The sequence below is a fragment of the Kangiella marina genome, from assembly GCF_039541235.1.
Taxonomy (GTDB): Bacteria; Pseudomonadota; Gammaproteobacteria; order Enterobacterales; family Kangiellaceae; genus Kangiella; species Kangiella marina.
Map to the genome: position 1 here is coordinate 783908 of NZ_BAABFV010000001.1, position 19355 is coordinate 803262.

Sequence of the window (19355 nt, forward strand, 5' to 3'; positions counted from 1 at the left end):
CTTATTAGAATGAGTAACTTAGTGCCAGAGAAACGTAATCTCTATCGGAAATTAGGTTTTTATCCCCTGCACCAAAGAATGAGTTATATGCGAAATCGACTTTCCAGCGGCGCTGGTAATCAAAACTCGTACCTAGCGCTATAGACTGACGATCTTCCAGGAAGTTCGAAATAGGCGCTGGTGTATTACCCTTTACGTCGTGCTGGAATACGATGCGAGGCTGCATGTTCCAACCGCTAAATACGTCGTTATAATCCCAGCGCATGGCGATACGGTAACCCCAAGAGAAGTCATCCGCGAAACCATCGGTCATGCCTTCACACTCGGTTGTTACACGTTGTCCAGTTGCTGGATTGGTAAAGCCACAAGGCGTACTGCCAGGAGGCGCTAATTCAAAAACACCACCAACTCGGCCATTACCATTAGCGTCTACAGCGCGATCCGGGTTGCCTGAACGGAATGTACCCTCAGCTTCATAACGTAGTTCGCTTTGATCTGGCATATCTAAAATCTGATTTAAGCCAAACTCAACTAAGAATACCGTTTGATCAGAGCCGAATGTAGGTCCAAGAAGATTAGTAATAGTCATCTGGGCCTGAATAGTGTCATGCAAGCGATAACCCGAGATTTCCTCTCCAAGACCAACGCCGTTAGCTACTTGGCTTGTACCGGGAGGGATTTGACCAATAGGCTCTAAAGTCGCAAAAAGCAACTCTACGTCATCAACCTGTAAAGGCTCATCTTTACGATAAGAAATCTCACCGGCTAACGATAAACCGCTGTCAGTTGCCGTATTGAAACTGATACCACCCATTTGAATATCTTCTGGATACTCTAGGAAACCACGAACGGTACCCGTGTTATCGGCAGCATTGGCAGAAATAATAGGACGACGGTTGTGGTAGTTCATGTAATAGAAGCCCCACTCGGTACCGCCTTCACTGAAATAACCCAATTTAAAACCATACTGGCCATTATCGTCTGCTTCACGCGTATCTACACGGCGTGCAACGGTACCAGGCTGACCTTCAGGGAATTGTGCAAAACCCAAGTGCACTTCCGAGCCCTTTAGGCCTAAGAAGTCACGAGTTGCAAAATAAGTACCAGGCTCATCTGTTCTCACTGGCTCCCACTCAAACTGATAAAACGCCTGAGCAGCCCAGCTTTCTGATAAATCGATCGATGCCCATAACATGCGCGATGGGATGAAGGCTTCTTTTAACTCTGCACCAGGGTTTCTTAGTGTTCTCAAGTCAACCGCATTGGCCTCAGACAAGCTGTGTTGGATAAAAGTACTTTCACCCCAACTAACAACTTGCTCACCTAAGCGAACTTGTAAAATACTATAGTCACCGACCTCAAAGTTAGCCCAAGCATACACATCCAGCATACGAGCATCATAACCTTGCTCTTTACGTGCTGTTGTCTCGCCGGCAGCATAAGCACCTTCTGGATAGGTATCTAGGTCACGGAATCGTAACTCCTTATCCATCAATACTCGGTCGTAGTACCACAAGCCACGGGCAAATAAACCATAATCACCGTCTTTATGACGCATATCAAATTCATGCGTGCCTTTGATGACTTGAGAGAAGAAATCGCCTTTGTTGAAATTCAGATTGCCGTCATCCGAGTTATTCGACCACGCACCATCGGGCACTGTTCCAGAGCCATAGAGGTTGGTAATCGACATCCCCGTTTCTTGTTGATAAAGATTTGCCTTACCAACCAAATTACGGTCGCGCTCTTCAACGCGCATACTTGCACCGACTGAAATCGTTGAGTCGAAGCTATATTCAAAGTTTTCACTTTCCCAACCTACAGCATTAGATGCAGATGCGGCTACAGCCATTGAGACACCAGCGGCAATCTTAGATAAGGTCATTAGAGGTTTCTTACTATTCATACAATTCCTTCCCCCATCGACAGGAATTAACTGTTTATAACATTATTTATTAAGCGGCTTTCCATAAGACGTCATACCACTTGTTAATTTGCATACTATCAATAATTTCTACTTTTAAGCAAGAAATATAACGGAGAGAAAAATTTAGACGTCTAAACGAAAGTATCAAATTGCGATTAGAGTCTTTGCTGGCTAGCTTTTAAGCCGTTTTGGTAGATTTTTGAATAACATTAAAGAAGAGCCCGTCGCAGACAAATCTGCTTCAGGGCTCATAGACTGGATCAGTTAATTATGAATCGAGACTAACGAAAATATTTTTCAGTCCTTTGTGAATGGTCTCGACCGTTTCCAAGCTATTGAGTACACCTACTTCAGGTTGTACGCGGTTCATTTTCGCAGCAACGATATAACCCATTGCGGCAATTGCTACATACAAACAAATTTGATTCACCCTTTTGCTTGTTTTCCTGTTGTAAGTCATCAGTTTCTCCTTTTAATCTGTACTCAATTAAAACGCTTCGTCACGGAATCGGCGAATGTAGATAGCTCCTGCAATCATCGCCGCACCAAGAATAATTCCAATCCAAAAACCGCTATCTTGGAACTGCTGACCAAAAGACATAAATTCAAGCTCATCAAAGATAGGAATGTCATCTTCAACATCGGCTCGCTTCTGCGAAAACTCTACCGCTAACGCGTTAAAAGGGGCCACGAGCGCTTGCACCACACCAAACATCTTTTCGCCCAGGAAGCTAAAGACGTGCGCTGTTTTAAAAATCATGCCTTCCGCGATAACCGTCAAGACAGGCGGAACCGTTGCGACTAAAAATGGGACTTTCTTGGTCCAGCTTGAGACTAATAAGAGGTAGCCCACAAAAGGTATTGCCCATAACATCGCCATATACATAGCGGCTAATTGATACACCGCAATTTTGAAGAACCCTGAGTTAGCCCACAAAGCACTCCAAGCGTTAACGTCAGATAACCAAGCAAAGACCGTTCCTATGATCAACATGGCTAGATTAGTCGATATAATCACTAACCAATATATAAATGGTGCCACGATAATCACTGATATCGCTTTAGACAAAACCGTCTGCGAATCAGACACCGGCATCGACTTCCAGAACAGGATACTTTTATCTTTGCGATCATCATATAAAGCACCAAGGCAATAGAAGAAGCCTACGATCGCGAGCACGATATAAAAGCTATACACCGCTGAATAAAGTGCACTCTGCGTGGCAAAGGCTTTGAAGTCAGCATCGACAGACACATCATATAGCTTAAATAAGCCGCCAAGATCATGAGAGCCGTATTCACCGGTTTGAATGCTTCCACTCGAGGCGATAATTAAGCCCAAAGTTGCAGTGAAGATCGTGATCCCCGTAATAACCAGCGGCACCCAGAAAAAGCTGGTTTTGTTTTCCCAGTACTCTCTCTTTAACAAGGTTACAAACGTATTCATGCTGCTTCTCCTTTCGCTTTCTCTTCTCCCCTCATTTTTGCCACAAACAGATCGGCAACACTCGGTTTTCTAACTTTGCCCATTTCTTCTAACTGACTTCGGTCCACGCCGTTAAACAAGCAGACCTTCTGTCCAAATACTTCTCGTACGTTCATGGGTTTCAGTGCCATAGCAGCTTCTTCAAACTCTTTCTCCACCATCACCTCGAAGTAAGATTGAGCAACAGCTTCCATGCTGTCATCCAACACAATACCGCCGTCTTGAATGAAGACTAGATCACTTAGAATGTGCTCAATTTCTTCAACCTGGTGAGTGGTGATGATAATGGTACGTTCTGAGTCGAAATAATCATTTAAGAGTTTTTCATAAAATGATTTACGGTACAGAATGTCCAACCCAAGTGTTGGCTCATCAAGAATCAACAAGTCTGCATCAATCGCCATAATTAACGCTAAATGCAGCTGCGCCACCATCCCTTTTGAAAGGGCTTTAACTTTACTATCGCGCTTAATCTTGGTTTCTGATAAATACTGCTCACATAACTCACGGTTGAATTTAGGGTGGACTCCCTCCACAAAATCTATCGCTTGGCTCACTTTGATCCAGCGCGGCAACACAGCCACGTCTGCCACAAAGCACACGCGTTGCATCAATTCATCGCGTTGCTTATGCGGATCTAAACCAAGTACTTTCAAATCACCGGAATAGTTAGTTAAGCCTAGAACCGCTTTTAGTAAGGTTGTCTTCCCCGCCCCATTAGGACCAATCAATCCAAGAATACGGCCTTTATCGAGCTCGAAACTTACTTCATTCAAAGCTTTAAAGTTGCCATAAGATTTATTGACATTTTTCGCCGAAATGACACTAGCCATTGTCAGATTCCTCCTTATCGAGCGCATCCAGCAGCTCTTCTCTTGTAATATTTAATCGTTTTAATTTTCTCAACAACGCAGGCAGCTCAGTCGTTAAAAATAACTCTCGCTCCTGCTGCAATAATTTACTTTTTGCGCCATCTACTACAAACATACCTAACCCTCGCTTCTTCTCCGCTAACTGATCATCCACTAACAACTGATAAGCTTTTGATACGGTAATTGGATTCAGCTTATATTCTGCTGAAACGGTCCTTACCGACGGCAAAGCTTCACCCTCTGCTAAGTTCCCTTCTAGAATCATGTTTTGAACACGATCCCTCAGTTGGAGGTAGATTGGTTGTGAGTCATCCCACTGTATCTGCATACCATCGTTACCTTTTACGTCTAAGCCTCAAATAAATTCCTATTTTTGGCCTGCTTATAGAGTCAATAAGACGGTTTTAATCTAACGATAAATCAAACTGTCATACCGATATGGTGTTATAGTTACATATAACACCTAATCAGTAAAGCACTTTTTTGAATAATTTTTATACTTTTCTCGAATTAGTGGGTGAATATCTACCCTCAGGCGCGTAAACTGTCGACCTAAGTTTAAGTTTTCCTAATATAAGCTATGGCTGCCCAAAGCAATAAAAATTTCCAGCTTGTATCCAATATCTTATTGATTATTCTGACTATTCTTTGCATCGCAGGCTTCTTAAAAGCGAGTTACGCCTTGGCAGCAGGGCTAGCATGGGGTTGGTTCTTCTCAGGTTCCCACCAACTTCCACTCAGCTCATGGGCTAGCCTCTTATTAAAGGTAGCGATTGTGATATTGGGCTTCACTTTGCCGTTTGGAGAACTCGTCAGTCATGCTGGAGACAGTTTTTGGCTGACTATTGCGGTCATTACTGGTGCGATTATTCTAGGACTGTTACTCGGCAAGCTCTTCAAGCTGGACAACCACCAAAGTTGGCTGATCAGCTCTGGAACGGCGATTTGTGGTGGTAGTGCGATTGCAGCCGTTGGCTCCTCGATCAAAGCCAACCAACAACAGATGGTTGTCTCATTAGCAATTGTGTTCCTGCTTAACGCTGTCGCACTCTTCGTCTACCCAGCTGTTGGCCATTGGTTAGAATTAAGCCAGCAACAGTTCGGCCTTTGGGCAGCCCTCGGTATTCATGACACCAGTAGCGTCGTTGGCGCTGCCGCCGATTATGGTGCTGAGTCACTCGAAGTCGCGACCACCGCGAAACTCGCCAGAGCCCTATGGATCATACCTGTTGCTCTGCTAGCATCTTTCGCCGTTAGCTCGGGCAAATTTCGACTGACCATCCCCTTATTTATCGTTTTCTTCTTATTAGCCAGCAGTATTGGCAGTTTCATCAATTTAGAAGCTTTGGCTGGCTACATCCAACCAGCAGCCAAAAATTTATTCGCACTGAGTCTATTATGGATGGGAACCAGTCTTAACAAACAAGCTATTAAGACCATCCCAATAAAAGCTCTGTGGCTTGGTGTGATACTCTGGTTAGTGCTATCTATGAGCACCTTATTCGCCGTCATTCATTGGTAGTTACGGATATTACAATGTTTGCTTTTCAAGAAAATCCATTAAACCGCCACGGCGATATTCGCCATACACCGGACTTTATCAGCAAAGTCATTGATCAAGCTCAAACTCGATTTTTGCCCGTATTTAAACAGTCCATCGCCTGCACAACGCAAGAAGATCATAAAAATCCTTTATGGCTAAGTTATGATCAACTCTCCACATCTTTTGGTGAAGTTAATGACAAGCACCTTATTTACCTAGGAGAACTTGATAGTAAGCACTACTTTACTTATCGCTTGAAATCAGCTCAACTGATAGACAATATTCAAAAAAGTCTCACCCATACCAAGGCAAAGCTATGTAACCTACGAGACTTGTTGCATTACATTGATACCAAGCAAGCTCATCTTTGCAATGTCGCAGTGGCTATGGAGCATTGGCATAACAGTCATCAATACTGCGGTCAGTGTGGAAGTGAAACCTACTCCACGCAGGCAGGATTTGTCCGAACTTGCGCGGACTCCGAGTGTCAACAATTACACTTCCCGCGGACAGACAGTGCAGTAATTTGCGCGATTACTTATGAAGATAAGTTATTGCTCGGTAGACAGAAAAACTGGCCAGAGAAACGCTACTCAGTCATAGCAGGGTTTGTTGAGCCTGGTGAAACATTGGAGCAAGCCGTAGCGCGCGAAGCCTATGAAGAAACAGGATTGGTCCTTTCTACAATTAACTATTACCAGTCTCAACCTTGGCCTTTCCCACAATCTTTAATGGTGGGCTTCACTGCCGAGTCGGCAACCTCAGACATTAAGCTACGGGATCAAGAGTTGGAAGAAGCTCGTTGGTTCTCCAAAAACCAGATTAATACCGCTATTAATAACGGTTCACTGGTATTACCTTTTGAATACTCGATTTCTCGAACCCTTATAAATCAATGGCTTACAAAGTAAATTTCAAAACAAAAATTTGTAAGACATAAAACACCTTGAAACAGTTCACAATTTAGCGTATCACTGTAAGGGTAGTACAAATAATAAACAAGATACAACTATAGCTGACTTAAGGAAAAAACGCCTTTCACTGTGAAAGGTTGGCAACATGACGTGTCAAGGAGGCTATGGCCATGTCAAAAGTAAATATTCTAGCAGGCGACTTTCCCAGAGGGACTGGGTACTTTACCTTTCGAAACTTTACTCTTCCTGGTGATCAAGATCACTACTTATGTGAGACCGTATCGGTCACACAAATTGAGTTTATCAATACCGCCAACCCTAAGATGGCGCTTCTCCTCAACAAAGATCCGGCGCTGGCGGAAGAGTTGCAGTTGGAACTCGAAGAGAAGATGAAGCTCGCTGATGATCATGAAATTTTCTTTATGGTTCGATTAGCCGATCAAAGACGCTTTATCGCCGAAACCGACGATGTGACTTTTCATAAGATAAAAAAGTCGATGAAAGAAAGTGCAAGCCAAGAAAACTCATCAATTGTCAGTAGCGCCTAACATTAACTAATTCAATTTTAACTTGTAGTTCAAGCAGTTATGCTTGAACTACAAGTCATATTTGCAAAAAATAATAACCCTGTCTCAACTTCTAAATAGAATCTCTCAATTCGTTTGACTGTTTATTTTATGTTCTATAAAAGTATATAAAACGCCTTTTAAATACATCTTTTAGTCAGACAAACAAAACATAGAAAGATGCACTTAAAAGCCTCCACTCAGTTAAGGAATATGAGGTAGTAACTATGTCTAAACTCACCATTATAGCTGGGGACTTTCCTTCGGGAGTTGGTCGCTTTACCATTAGAAATTTTACGTTGCCGGGAGATGAAAATCATTATCTCTGTGAAACAGTGTCAGCCCAGCAGGTGACTTTTATTGATGAGGCTACTGAAGAGTTCCTGTTACTTCTTGATATCGATGAAGACACTAAGCAATATGTTTCTGCCTCAGGCGATGACATCGTTTTTTTTATGGTGAAACTGAAAGATAAAAGACGTTTCATCGCTTCGTCCGATCAGCGTACTTACCAAAAAGTTATTAAGGCAGTAGAGAAGGAGGCAAATATTTCACCAGTGCTTACCTCGACGGCAGCCTAAGGGCTTAAGCCCTATCTGCAGGGAAAGCAACCACCTCGGTCAGGTCACTTAGCTCTAACAAAATCATAATAAGTCGATCGAGACCTAAGGCTACGCCAGCACACTCGGGGAGGCCAACATTTAGGGCTGCTATCAAGCGTTCATCTATGGACACTTTGGGCAGCCCATTTTCTTTTCGCCATTGATTGTCAGCGACAAAACGTTGACGTTGCTCATCTGAATCAGTCAACTCATAAAAGCCATTGGCTAATTCTACTCCGCGCCAATACACCTCAAAGCGGCATGCAGCTGCGGGGTTATCCGTATCGACTCTTGCTAAAGCAGCCTGACTCACTGGATAACTGTGAATAAAGGAAACCTCATCACCCAGTCCTAATACCGGTTCTATACGATCCTCAAACAAAAGCGCGAGATAATCATCCCTCTCCAAGCCGTCAGGCAACTCACCCAAAAGCTCGCGTCCGAGAACTGCCAGGTCTTGGTTAGAAATAGTGAAAGGATTAATCTTGAGATGCTGCTCAAACGCTTCTTGGTAGCTGAAACGGCTCAGTGTTAGTGGCTTTTGCGATAGGAAGTTAAGTAACTCAAAAACCTGATCGAACAGCTGGTAATGATCAAAGCCTTCAACATACCACTCCAACATCGTAAACTCAGGGTTGTGCCGAGTCCCCAGCTCATCCTGACGAAAGGCCTTACAGATTTGATAAATCGAACCAGAGCCCGCCGCCAGCAAGCGCTTCATCGCATATTCCGGCGACGTCTGCAAATAGCCATCACCACCCATGAAATCCTTTACCTGAAAAGACTTCATGTAACGATCCGTCACACTATGCTGACTAAGTAACGGCGTCTCAACCTCAAGAATATCCCGCTCCGCAAAAAACTGACGCACCCGCGCCATAATCATTGCACGAGCTTTTAGGGTTTCGATTGAGCTTGTGGGTTTCCAGTTAGGCATCTTAATTACGAATTAAAAAGGGGTGAGCATTAACTAGGAGATTGCATCCCTAGCACAGGGAAAATATTCTTAGGCGCGGCATCAGATTTGATTAGTCGCGGAACCAGTTCCAACATACCTGCCAAGCGACGGAAAACTATTGCTAGACAAAGCAGGCTCACATTTAAAACAGGTATCTTACCAATTAAATCTAATGGAGATAAAATTTGCTTGGACGCGGCGGATAATAATTATTTTGCGGAGTTTACGAACAGTAAATGAGCAAAAAATAATTATTATCCAACAAAGTACCAAGTTAATTTTAGCCCATTAGGCGCGTGAAACGTACTCGCCGTTTCGTGTATCCACTTTCAATTTATCGCCAATATTCACAAACAAAGGCACTTTCACCACCGCACCTGTGTGCATCGTCGCTGGCTTTGAGCCGCCACCTGAGGTATCACCGCGAAGGCCTGGGTCTGTATCTGTCACTTCTAGCACCACAAAGTTAGGCGGCGTTACGGCGATTGGACTACCGTTCCATAAAGTCACTTGGCATTTATCCTGTTCGATCAAGTAGTTTTTTGCTTCGCCTACAGCATTGGCGTCGGCTTGCACTTGCTCAAAGGAGTTTGGATCCATGAAGTACCAGAATTCGCCATCGTTATAGATGTAGTCCATATCGGTATCAATCACGTCGGCCGTTTCGATGCTTTCGCCCGATTTGAAAGTTTTCTCAACAGTTCGCCCTGTTAGTAAGTATAATACTTTCGTTTTACTGAATGCTTGGCCTTTGCCGGGACGAACAAATTGATTGTCGACTACCGTGCAAGGTTCGCCATCGAGTATCAATTTGGTACCATTGCGGATGTCGTTTGTGGTAATTGTTCCCATGAGTTCCTCTAACACTTGATATATTTATGATTCAAAACTTGCAGATTTTAACGCGAAATGACTCTTATTGGCAGGACAATGAGTGGAAAAAGTTACTTTCTGGGGCATTTTCCTCACCTTCTGCGCTTTTAGAGCACCTGGAACTTGATGTAGAGGGCTTACCCTACTCGATTCTTCCGAATCATGCCTTCGCGCAAAGAGTGCCGGAGCCATTTGTTTCGCGTATGCAAAAAGGCAACCCAACCGATCCGTTACTGCTGCAAGTACTCCCTATCGCCGAAGAAAACCGCGTGGTTCCTGGCTACGTCTCTGATCCGCTTGGAGAACACGACAGCACTTTACCGGGATTATTGCACAAGTACAAAAGTCGGGTGTTGGTCATGTTGTCTACAGCGTGTGCGGTTAACTGTCGATACTGCTTTCGGCGTGAATTCCCTTATTCGGACAATCAGCTAGGTCGTTCTGGCTGGCCGCAAATCAAACAGTACTTATTACAACACCCTGAGATCAACGAAGTTATTCTAAGTGGTGGCGACCCATTAGCAACCAGTGATAATTATTTATCCGACTTTATCAACATGGTCGAAGATATTAGTCACATTAAGCGACTTAGGATTCACAGCCGATTACCGGTGGTTATCCCGCAGCGCATTACCTCTAGCTTGATCCAGTCATTGAGTAACAGCCGCTTGCAAACCGTCTTCGTGACGCACATCAACCACCCGAACGAAATGGATGCTTTGTTTGCTCAAGCCATGCAACGGCTGAGCCAAGCTGGGATTACCCTATTAAATCAAACGGTGTTATTACGCGGTATTAACGACCATGCAGCAACACTGGCCGAATTAAGCGAAAAGCTCTTTGCACAGAGAATTCTTCCCTATTATCTTCACCTTCTGGATAAAGTCACTGGCGCTCATCACTTTGATGTTGAAGAGTCAGTTGCCATTGATATTATGCAGCAACTTCAGGTGGAACTTGCTGGATTCTTAGTCCCAAAGCTGGTTCGAGAAGAAGCCGGTAAGCCGCATAAATCATGGATTAATTTAGACAAGGATAATCAATAACTTACCTCTAGAAATAACTAGCGCAGGCGCCTACTTTTCGCTAAGATGGAAAGTAACAAACTGGCTAGGACTATAAGGGGAGTATAGTGGCGCTTACGAAAGGAGCCTTAGGGCTGACCGTTAGAGTCAAAAATGGTGCAATGGTTGCGGACATTCCTGCCTCTGTAAAAGCAGCTAAGCAGTGGATTGATGATTTGCCTGTTGCGGATATGGGAGAAACGGCATCCAAGATATTTCATTACCTTTACGATCTCAACCAATCCCCTTTAGACCCCAAAACGCGCTTACAAATTCTTGAAGCAATTAAGCCTTCTTGTTTAAACACCTTAAACTCTCTTGCCACCGTCTACATTCATAGTCCTTTAAAGTATTCACAAAAGTTACAATCCGCTTCTGAGCTAGTACACGCCATTGCCTCTGAGACTGTGTTTGGCTTTAACACGGTTATCGAAGATTTAAACGAAGACCCGCCTGAGCTTGAAAAATATCAAAAGACCATTTTGCCAGCGGCATGCGCCAATAGCTTACAATTCCAAGGTTTTATCCAGCTACAGCGCTACCAGCTGTATAAAACTGTAGGTTCAAAGCTATGGGTACAACAAAACGTTATTTTTCAATTAGCGAAAGCATTCGACTTACTTGAACATAAACTTCGCAAAGACTCCATGTCATTGGGCACCATAAAAAAACAGTTGCTTATTAATTTGATCCTACCGGTCTCTAACCCTTACCAGTTAAAGCACGGTGAGATTAACGAGGTTTACAGCAATCTAGAAGAGATGGCTGACCTTGCAGAGCTTCAAATGGACAGTATCAAAGGTTGTCTATTCGCTTACTTACCCGATAGTGACATTCCGCCACAGCCTGTTAACTCCATTGAGCATGAAGGGCAAACGGTCGTAGGTCTCAACCTTCAGAAACTCAGTGAAGCTGTTGAAAATAGCTTAAAGTCTTCTTCAGATGGCTTCTTCAGTCGTTTTAAGAAAAAAGGCCCTGACATTGAGCTGGATAAGGATCTTGCGGAACATTTAATCACGCACTGGAGCAAACAGCTCAATCGAAACTTTATTCGCATGAACTCTCAAGCCACCACAGAAGTCTGTGTTGGTCTTGCAGCATCCCACCATTTTCTAGTGGAAAAGCTCGGTCAAGACGTTCAGCAACGCTTTTTTGGTCAGAAAAAAACCAGCTCCGTCAATATTGAGCCTGACTCATTGCAACTAGAACAAGAGGAAGATAGTCAACACAGCTTTGTCTGGAAAAACCGTTCTAGCAGTAACATGGGCACAAATGCAGAGCAGGAAACGGATGCCTTCGCTTCTATCTACAAGCCAATGAGTCATAAAGACAAACAGCATAAGATGGAAGATAAGCCTTTTAAGGACATTAAAACTAAGCAACGCTACCAGTGGACGCAAGGTATCGTTAGGGACGTCAGTCCAGCTGGGTTTTGCTTAGGTTTTGAAAAAGCTCCGTCCAGCTATGCTGAGGCTAATGAACTTATCACTATCCAAAACATCAAAAATGGTCAAGAACAGTTCAACTTAGGCATGATTCGTTGGAATCGCTGGCATAAAGACTCGGTATTCCTGATTGGTGTTGAAATAATTGCTCCAGAGGCAATGCCTATTCGAGCAACCCTCGACTGGGATTATGCTAAGCCAGCTTATCATCATAATGGTCTGTTATTACCTGAAATGTCGAACGTTGGTATTGATGCCAGTATCATCTTACCCCCCCTCGGTTACCGCTCAGGTCAAATAGTCGCCATCATGACTCCCGACGAAGAGTTTAAAGTTGAGTTAAACAAAAAAATAATCGAGACTGATAACTTTATCCAGTTCCAGTTTCGACGAAAATAACGCTTACTAGGCAATGAGTTACGATTGTATCAATCACTAATTATTGTAGAATTTGTGGCCTAGTTACATTTAGTTCCAAAGAAAATCGATAGAATGATCTTTGGAGATCAATAAATAAAAAACAGATAGCAATGATGAAAGAAAAGGTAAAGCAGACACCCATAAACACGCTCATCTTCTCCTCGTCGCCCAACGACAGCGAACAGGTAGCGAGCCATCTGAAAAATATGGGGCTGCCTGTCAGGCATCAAGTGGTTACTGATAGTGAGCAACTCAAAGAAGCGACGGATGCAAAGCATTGGCAACAGGCAATATTTATTGATGTACTGGACAACCTGCCCATCAAGCAGGTACTGAGCCAGCTGAAAAAACAGCCCATTACGGTACCCGCTGTAATGTTAGCCAATGAATATGATGAAGAAAAACGGTTAGAGTTCTTAGCTCAGGGCCTAAAAGATTATATTCCAGCAAAATCTCTCGATTTATTGACGATGGTTGTTAAACGCGAACAACAACTTGTCACGTCCCTACAGTCTCTTGAACAAGCAAATAAGCTGGTTTACGAAACGAACAAAAGAAACGAGCTATTACTCGATAGTTCAAAAGATGCCATCGCTTACATTCATGAAGGCATGCACATCTATACCAACCCAACGTATATCAAGCGTTTTGGGTATGAAGAAGATGAAGTTATCGTCATGAGCATCATGGATATGATCAGCGACGAAGATAAAGATAAAGTAAAAGCCCTGCTCAAACGACAAGCACAAGAAGGCACCGAAGTTAGCGAAGTCTTAAAAGGTAAAACCGCTTCTGGTGAAGAGTTTGAAGCTGACTTCATTATCAGTTCAGCGATTTATGATGATGAAGAGTGTGTTCAGTTGCTGGTTAGAGACATCGGCGATCAGCAAGAACTCATGAAAAAGCTTAAAGAAGTGAGCCAAATTGACCAAGTCACTGGCGCGCTGAATCGACCAGCTTTTATGGAGCATTTTACCAAATCCGTAGAGGCCGCACGCGAAGCGAAGCACAACGCCGTTCTCTACATGATCGAAATTGACAAGTTCACCAATTATCGAAGTAAGTTTGGTATCGCTGACTGTGACGTTTTACTGAAAGATGTCGCGACATGGCTACGCGATAGCTGTGACAGCAGCGATGTCATTGGCCGTATCAGCGACAGCAGCTTCGGCCTGATGTTAAGCGCCACTGATAAACCGCCAACCGAACTCCCAAAGAAGCTATTAAAAGATGTTGAGTCACAGTTGTTTGAAGTGTCTGGACAAACGCTTAAAGTAACCTTCAGTATAGGCGGTGTGCCATGTACGGATAATGAAGTTGAGCCCAGCAAATTACTGTTGCATGCAACAACGGCTGCGCACAACCTTCAAGAGCAAGGCGGCAACAACTTCCAAATTTTTAACCCATCGATTGATAGCTTGCTGAATGATGAAGAACGCAAGATCTACGAAGAGTTTAGTCTTGCTCGAGAAGAAAGTAACATGACTCTATTCTATCAACCAATGATGAGTCTCAAAGGTAGCCCTAACAAGCAATACATGTGTTACTTCCGCTACAAACTGAAAGATGGCAGCTGGGGTCTGGGCGAGGATATTTTCCCTATCTTTGAGAAAGTGGGCATCGACGCGGACATTGATAGAGTGACCATTAAGCATGCGCTTAAAATGCTAGCTAAGGATAAAGCGGAAAATAACAGTAATAAGCTTTACGTTGCCTTGAGTCCTAACAGTCTACTCCGCGATGACTTGCATAAGTGGCTAGAAAAGTTAATTGGTGTGGCCGGAATCGATAGCGCCAATTTGGTACTGGCCCTCAAAGGACACACCGCTCAGACTTACCTGAAGAAAGTTATTGAGTTAAAAGCCAGCTTAAGAAAGTTAGGCGTACCCTTCTGCTTATCAGGGGTTGAAACCGATAACGCCGAGTTAGTACGCTCCATCAAACCTAACATTGTTTCTTTTGCGCCGAACTTTATTGATACGCTAAAAGAGCACGGCGCTGACAAAGTACAGCAAGTCATAAAAGCAGCGGCAGATATAGAAGCCAAAACGATTATTAGTAACCTTGAAGATGCATCAACTCTAGCCCAAATTTGGCCACTAGGCATCGACTTTGTCATGGGTAACTATGTCTCTAAGCCGATTAGTAAGCTGAACTATGACTTTGCAGACAGTGATTTTTAAGCGTTAACCGCGAACGAATCCTAACAGAGCGAAACAAAAGCCCGGGTAATCTGGGCTTTTTTGTCTCTTAATTGTGTGCGCATAGTAATTCAATCACATCAATTAAACCGTCCATTTCTCCAAATTGAATGACGCAGTCAGCTTGCTGTCGTAAATAAGGCTTAGCTTTGTAAGCAACACCGAGCCCCGCCGCTTTTAGCATCAAGCTATCATTGGCACCATCACCCACCGCTAAAATCTCCTGCTGTTCAATAACAAGTTCACTCTGCCACACTTTGACTTGCTCGGCTTTACCGGCAGCATTGAGTATCGGTTTCATGGCATTGCCCGTTAACCTTCCTTGTTCAAAGTCCAGTGTATTAGCATGAATCTTACTGATCGGGACTTGATGAGCTAATGCTTTAGCGAAAGGAATAAACCCGCCAGAAGCTACGGCAACCGTTGCTCCTTGATGGGATAAGTAGCGAATACATGTTTCTACACCAGGGTTAAAGGTTAATCTCGCTTTTACCTGATTAACGGCATCTACAGGCATACCTTTCAACAACAATAATCGCTTCTCAAAGCTTTGATCAAAATCCAGCTCACCTCGCATTGCCGCTTCGGTAATCTCAGCTACTTGCTCCTTGACCCCAGCTTCCGCCGCCAACTCATCAATCACCTCCATTGGAATTAAAGTAGAATCCATGTCAAAAACAGCAAGTTTAATTGCCTTTAGCGTGTCTAGTGACTCTTTAACTAAACAGTAATCACATTTGAAATGCTCTGAAACTCGCTCTATAAGAGGTCTAGAAACTTCAACTGAGCAGGGTAACTGTATTTGACAGGCAGACTGATAGAATCTGAGCTCTGCCGAACCATAGTACTGCCACCCTCTAGTAGACAGTTCTGATTGATCGTGCGATCCCTTATTACCGTCTAGGGTAAATTCAAATTCTGCAAAATGCTTTTTTATTGCGTCTAGGTTAATAACCTCAGGAGAGAGTAATAGCCAGCTTGAAGTATTGTCCATAGTTGTTATATCACTTGTTGTATTCTTAGTTGCTCGTTCCATCATCATTATACAGTGCTACTCAATCGATTAATCTATGATATATTACCAACAAAGCAGAACTCTACGAATTTTTGTGAGTAAAGATAAAAAGTTCCAACCTAGCTTCCGGCAGACAACTCGCCTACCGATTTTGATATCCGCCGCGATAGCAATCATAGCGCTTTGTTCATTAACCTTCTATTGGCATCAAAATGTCCAAGACTATAAAAAAGGTGAGTTTAACACTAGCTATAATCAAGGCATGGCAGATCTAGGCGCTGCTTTTCTGGGCCACTTAATCGAAGATGAAAACACCGAAGCTATCGAATCAATCGGACAACGACTGGCGAAAAATCCTTCCATTGAAAAAATAGCGATTTATCGACGTAGTGGTGAACAGGTATTCCTTAAAGACAGTGATAACACGTCCTTGAGTGAGCCCGTTATTGCCAATATCGCCTACGAGGACAGCTTTAACGGCTACTTGGTCATTTATTTTGCAGACACACTAAACACCGCAAACAGCGTGACAGCCTTTTGGCTTAATCCTTATTTCATATGGCTCTTTGGTGGTGCCACCTGGTTCCTTATCTTTTTCGTATTACAGCTCAGGCACCGAGGTCAGAAAAGGCAGCTCGCAGATAAGCGCTCTATTGAACCTGACGATAAACCACCGCGGAATCATAGTAACGGACATCAACTGAAGAGTTTAATTAAGCATAACCGCCAGCAACTCCAGCATAAAACGATCAAACAGTCTTTAGTTATTAGCGCTAACTGGGGCAGTCTTGATGAACCGCGTAATGCATTGTTACTTCGAGTCCTAAGCCGGTGGTTGCCGCAAAATGGTTTACTGGCTACCCAGTTTAGCCGTGGGTTATTAGTTCTCGGTGTGGATGCCGAGCATACGCCTATCGGCCGCAACCCACTTTATGCGTTAGAGCGATGTCTATTGAATATTCAATTAAGGCCAAAGATCTTACTGCACCATTTAGACTTCGAGCACGAAATGTATCAAACCTTCTTCAGAATTATTGAGTCGGGAATATGGTTTGAAAAATCATTACAAGCCAAAGATGATTTAAACTGGACGGTAAAGAAAGTGATCGATATCGAGCTGGATGACCATGACGTGATAGAGCTTTGTCAATTAAAAGAACCTGACGCCGAGCAGCTGGGCTTGATTGCACGCCAGGTTCGATTCTTGAGCGACGAATAAGTTACTTTGGTTCGACTTCCATAGACTCTACGCGCTGGAATCCTCGTGGCAATTTACTGCCTCGACGCCCACGCTCGCCACGATAATGCTCTAAATCTTTGGGTTTCAAGGTCAAGTGTCGTTTGCCAGAATGAATCACCAGACTATCATCTTCGGACACGACAGCCACCGAAACCACAAACTCTTCACGACTCTTTGAACGCGCAGTCGGAATACTAATGATTTTATTGCCTTTACCTTTTGCTAGCTCAGGTAAGTCCTGTAGCGAGAATACCAGCATCCTTCCCTCGTTAGAGACAGCAACACAATACAGTGATTCTTCTTTAGGCAAACGCTTGGGTTTCAGTACCTTAGCGCCCGATGGCAAGCTTAAGAACGCTTTACCGTTTTTAGTTTTTGAAACCAAGTCACTAAATTTAGCGATAAATCCGTAGCCTGCATCAGAAGCAAACAGGAACTTATCGTCGTCTTCACCCATGATTGTTGATAAAAATTCAGCACCGGCAATAGGATTAACACGCCCTGTTACAGGCTCTCCTAACCCACGGGCTGAGGGCAGCGTATTAGCCAGTAGTGAAAAGCTACGGCCTGTGGAATCAAGAAATACCGCATATTGATTACTTTTACCTTGTGTCGCATCAAGGAAAGAATCCCCAGAGCGATAATTCATACCAGCGGCATCAACATCATGCCCTTTGGCACAACGCACCCACCCTTTTTCAGAAAGCACGACAGTAACCGGCTCTGTAGGGATTAACGCTGTTTCCGATAAAGCTTTCGCTTCTTCACGCTCAACGATCGGCGAGCGGCGCTCATCACCGTGCTCTTCAATGACTTCCTTAAGCTCGTTTTTAATCACCGTTTTCATGCGCTGTTTTGAACCAAGGATCAGTTGCAGTGAATCCGCTTCATCTTCCAGCTCTTCCTGCTCACCTTTGATCTTCATTTCTTCAAGTTTCGCCAAGTGACGTAACTTTAACTCTAAAATAGCTTCGGCCTGAGTATCCGAAAGCTTGAAGCGCTCCATCAGTTTCGGTTTTGGTTTATCCTCAGTGCGGATAATATGAATCACTTCATCAATATTTAAGTAGGCAATTAATAAACCGTCCAGAATATGCAAGCGATCCATCACTTTATCCAAGCGATACTGTAACCTGCGGCGAACGGTTTCTAAGCGGTAATCAAGCCACTCTTTAACAAACATCTGCAAGTTTTTAACTTGCGGACGTCCATCAAGACCTATCATATTCATGTTAACGCGATAGGTCTTTTCCAAGTCGGTAGTCGCGAACAAGTGCTTCATCAACTCATCAGTGTCCACTCGATTCGAGCGCGGCACTATCACTAGACGCGTAGGGTTCTCGTGATCTGACTCATCTCGCAAGTCGCTGACCATTGGCAGCTTTTTCGCCTGCATTTGTCCTGCAATTTGCTCAAGAACTTTCGAGCCAGAAGCTTGATGAGGCAAAGCCGTGATGACAATCTCACCCTCTTCTTTCTCGAAGTGGGCACGCATACGAATCGAGCCACGCCCCTTTTTGTACATCTCAACGATATCGTCTTTGGAGGTAATAATTTCAGCATCGGTAGGAAAGTCCGGGCCTTGCACATACTCCATCAAGTCTTCCACCGTGGCCTTTGGGTTTTCCAGCATATGAATGCAGGCATTCGCCACTTCCGTCAGGTTATGTGGCGGAACGTCAGTCGCCATACCGACAGCGATCCCCGTAGTACCATTAAGTAGCAAATTAGGTACTCTCGCTGGCAAAACTGCCGGTTCTTTCATGGTACCGTCAAAGTTTGGTATCCAATCAACAGTTCCCTGCGAAACCTCTTTTAGTAGGACCTCAGAATAAGCCGCCAGCCGCGACTCTGTATAACGCATGGCGGCAAACGATTTAGGATCGTCCGGCGCGCCCCAGTTTCCTTGACCATCAACCAAAGGGTATCGGTACGAGAATGGCTGAGCCATTAAGACCATCGCTTCATAACAAGCAGAATCGCCATGAGGATGGAACTTACCCAATACATCACCCACCGTTCTAGCCGATTTCTTGTATTTAGACGTTGCCTTTAAGCCAAGCTCGCTCATGGCATAAACAATTCGCCGTTGCACAGGCTTCAGGCCATCACCAATATGAGGCAAGGCACGATCCATAATGACGTACATCGAATAGTTTAAGTACGCCTGCTCAGTAAATTCGGCTAGAGAACGTTTCTCAATACCTTCGTAATCTATTTCTTCCACGT

General features: G+C 43.9%; 17 protein-coding genes. 8 read left to right on the forward strand and 9 right to left on the reverse strand.

What is annotated here, in order from left to right:
- Window positions 1-4: 4 nt before the first annotated feature.
- The 5 genes from ABD943_RS03370 to ABD943_RS03390 all read right to left on the reverse strand — a co-directional run bounded on the left by ABD943_RS03370 (window position 5) and on the right by ABD943_RS03390 (window position 4613).
- Complete coding sequence (locus tag ABD943_RS03370; RefSeq protein ID WP_345291770.1) at window positions 5-1906, reverse strand: DUF1302 domain-containing protein; 1902 nt, start codon at window positions 1904-1906, stop codon at window positions 5-7.
- Between the two features lie 289 nt (window positions 1907-2195).
- Window positions 2196-2387, reverse strand: coding sequence for a hypothetical protein (locus ABD943_RS03375; RefSeq protein ID WP_345291771.1), 192 nt, complete (start codon window positions 2385-2387; stop codon window positions 2196-2198).
- 27 nt (window positions 2388-2414) lie between these two features.
- Window positions 2415-3374, reverse strand: a complete 960-nt coding sequence (locus tag ABD943_RS03380; protein ID WP_345291772.1) for a hypothetical protein — start codon at window positions 3372-3374, stop codon at window positions 2415-2417.
- On the reverse strand, window positions 3371-4246 hold the full coding sequence (locus tag ABD943_RS03385) for an ABC transporter ATP-binding protein (RefSeq protein WP_345291773.1): 876 nt from the start codon (window positions 4244-4246) through the stop codon (window positions 3371-3373). The genes ABD943_RS03380 and ABD943_RS03385 overlap by 4 nt, the downstream gene beginning before the upstream one ends.
- Window positions 4239-4613, reverse strand: a complete 375-nt coding sequence (locus ABD943_RS03390; RefSeq protein WP_345291774.1) for a GntR family transcriptional regulator — start codon at window positions 4611-4613, stop codon at window positions 4239-4241. The genes ABD943_RS03385 and ABD943_RS03390 overlap by 8 nt, the downstream gene beginning before the upstream one ends.
- A 252-nt stretch (window positions 4614-4865) precedes the next feature.
- Between ABD943_RS03390 and ABD943_RS03395 the strand changes: the two genes are divergently transcribed.
- The 4 genes from ABD943_RS03395 to ABD943_RS03410 all read left to right on the forward strand — a co-directional run bounded on the left by ABD943_RS03395 (window position 4866) and on the right by ABD943_RS03410 (window position 7889).
- Window positions 4866-5807, forward strand: coding sequence for a YeiH family protein (locus ABD943_RS03395; RefSeq protein WP_345291775.1), 942 nt, complete (start codon window positions 4866-4868; stop codon window positions 5805-5807).
- A gap of 14 nt (window positions 5808-5821) precedes the next feature.
- Window positions 5822-6739, forward strand: a complete 918-nt coding sequence (gene nudC, locus ABD943_RS03400; RefSeq protein WP_345291776.1) for an NAD(+) diphosphatase — start codon at window positions 5822-5824, stop codon at window positions 6737-6739.
- A gap of 173 nt (window positions 6740-6912) precedes the next feature.
- Window positions 6913-7290 carry a hypothetical protein gene (locus ABD943_RS03405; protein WP_345291777.1) on the forward strand — a complete coding sequence of 126 codons (378 nt, stop codon included), beginning with the start codon at window positions 6913-6915 and terminating at the stop codon, window positions 7288-7290.
- Window positions 7291-7535: 245 nt separating this feature from the next.
- Window positions 7536-7889: a hypothetical protein gene (locus tag ABD943_RS03410; protein WP_345291778.1), complete on the forward strand. Its 354-nt coding sequence runs from the start codon at window positions 7536-7538 to the stop codon at window positions 7887-7889.
- Between the two features lie 4 nt (window positions 7890-7893).
- On the opposite strand, the gene epmA is transcribed toward ABD943_RS03410, so the two are convergent.
- A complete protein-coding gene (gene epmA / locus ABD943_RS03415) occupies window positions 7894-8847 on the reverse strand; it encodes an EF-P lysine aminoacylase EpmA (RefSeq protein WP_345291779.1) in 954 nt (317 codons plus the stop codon).
- 309 nt (window positions 8848-9156) lie between these two features.
- On the reverse strand, window positions 9157-9720 hold the full coding sequence (gene efp / locus ABD943_RS03420; RefSeq protein ID WP_345291780.1) for an elongation factor P: 564 nt from the start codon (window positions 9718-9720) through the stop codon (window positions 9157-9159).
- Between the two features lie 26 nt (window positions 9721-9746).
- On the opposite strand from efp, the gene epmB reads away from it, so the two are divergent.
- The 3 genes from epmB to ABD943_RS03435 all read left to right on the forward strand — a co-directional run bounded on the left by epmB (window position 9747) and on the right by ABD943_RS03435 (window position 14853).
- Window positions 9747-10787, forward strand: coding sequence for an EF-P beta-lysylation protein EpmB (gene epmB, locus ABD943_RS03425; RefSeq protein WP_345291781.1), 1041 nt, complete (start codon window positions 9747-9749; stop codon window positions 10785-10787).
- 86 nt (window positions 10788-10873) lie between these two features.
- Window positions 10874-12649, forward strand: a complete 1776-nt coding sequence (locus ABD943_RS03430) for a hypothetical protein (protein WP_345291782.1) — start codon at window positions 10874-10876, stop codon at window positions 12647-12649.
- Window positions 12650-12780: 131 nt separating this feature from the next.
- Window positions 12781-14853: a GGDEF/EAL domain-containing response regulator gene (locus tag ABD943_RS03435; RefSeq protein ID WP_345291783.1), complete on the forward strand. Its 2073-nt coding sequence runs from the start codon at window positions 12781-12783 to the stop codon at window positions 14851-14853.
- A gap of 67 nt (window positions 14854-14920) precedes the next feature.
- Here the strand turns inward: ABD943_RS03435 and serB are convergent, their stop codons facing one another.
- Complete coding sequence (serB, locus tag ABD943_RS03440; protein WP_345291784.1) at window positions 14921-15865, reverse strand: phosphoserine phosphatase SerB; 945 nt, start codon at window positions 15863-15865, stop codon at window positions 14921-14923.
- Between the two features lie 115 nt (window positions 15866-15980).
- Here serB and ABD943_RS03445 point away from each other — a divergent pair, with 115 nt between their 5' ends.
- Window positions 15981-17105 carry a hypothetical protein gene (locus ABD943_RS03445; protein WP_345291785.1) on the forward strand — a complete coding sequence of 375 codons (1125 nt, stop codon included), beginning with the start codon at window positions 15981-15983 and terminating at the stop codon, window positions 17103-17105.
- A 1-nt stretch (window position 17106) separates the two neighbouring features.
- Here ABD943_RS03445 and parC read toward each other — a convergent pair whose 3' ends face one another.
- Window positions 17107-19344, reverse strand: a complete 2238-nt coding sequence (gene parC, locus ABD943_RS03450) for a DNA topoisomerase IV subunit A (RefSeq protein WP_345292681.1) — start codon at window positions 19342-19344, stop codon at window positions 17107-17109.
- Between the last annotated feature and the right edge of the window lie 11 nt (window positions 19345-19355).

Coding starts and splice junctions, on each gene's coding strand:
- ABD943_RS03370 (WP_345291770.1), bottom strand. CDS start 1,906: ATGAATAGTAAGAAACCTCTAATGACCTTATCTAAGATTGCCGCTGGT.
- ABD943_RS03375 (WP_345291771.1), bottom strand. CDS start 2,387: ATGACTTACAACAGGAAAACAAGCAAAAGGGTGAATCAAATTTGTTTG.
- ABD943_RS03380 (WP_345291772.1), bottom strand. CDS start 3,374: ATGAATACGTTTGTAACCTTGTTAAAGAGAGAGTACTGGGAAAACAAA.
- ABD943_RS03385 (WP_345291773.1), bottom strand. CDS start 4,246: ATGGCTAGTGTCATTTCGGCGAAAAATGTCAATAAATCTTATGGCAAC.
- ABD943_RS03390 (WP_345291774.1), bottom strand. CDS start 4,613: ATGCAGATACAGTGGGATGACTCACAACCAATCTACCTCCAACTGAGG.
- ABD943_RS03395 (WP_345291775.1), top strand. CDS start 4,866: ATGGCTGCCCAAAGCAATAAAAATTTCCAGCTTGTATCCAATATCTTA.
- nudC (WP_345291776.1), top strand. CDS start 5,822: ATGTTTGCTTTTCAAGAAAATCCATTAAACCGCCACGGCGATATTCGC.
- ABD943_RS03405 (WP_345291777.1), top strand. CDS start 6,913: ATGTCAAAAGTAAATATTCTAGCAGGCGACTTTCCCAGAGGGACTGGG.
- ABD943_RS03410 (WP_345291778.1), top strand. CDS start 7,536: ATGTCTAAACTCACCATTATAGCTGGGGACTTTCCTTCGGGAGTTGGT.
- epmA (WP_345291779.1), bottom strand. CDS start 8,847: ATGCCTAACTGGAAACCCACAAGCTCAATCGAAACCCTAAAAGCTCGT.
- efp (WP_345291780.1), bottom strand. CDS start 9,720: ATGGGAACAATTACCACAAACGACATCCGCAATGGTACCAAATTGATA.
- epmB (WP_345291781.1), top strand. CDS start 9,747: ATGATTCAAAACTTGCAGATTTTAACGCGAAATGACTCTTATTGGCAG.
- ABD943_RS03435 (WP_345291783.1), top strand. CDS start 12,781: ATGATGAAAGAAAAGGTAAAGCAGACACCCATAAACACGCTCATCTTC.
- serB (WP_345291784.1), bottom strand. CDS start 15,865: ATGGACAATACTTCAAGCTGGCTATTACTCTCTCCTGAGGTTATTAAC.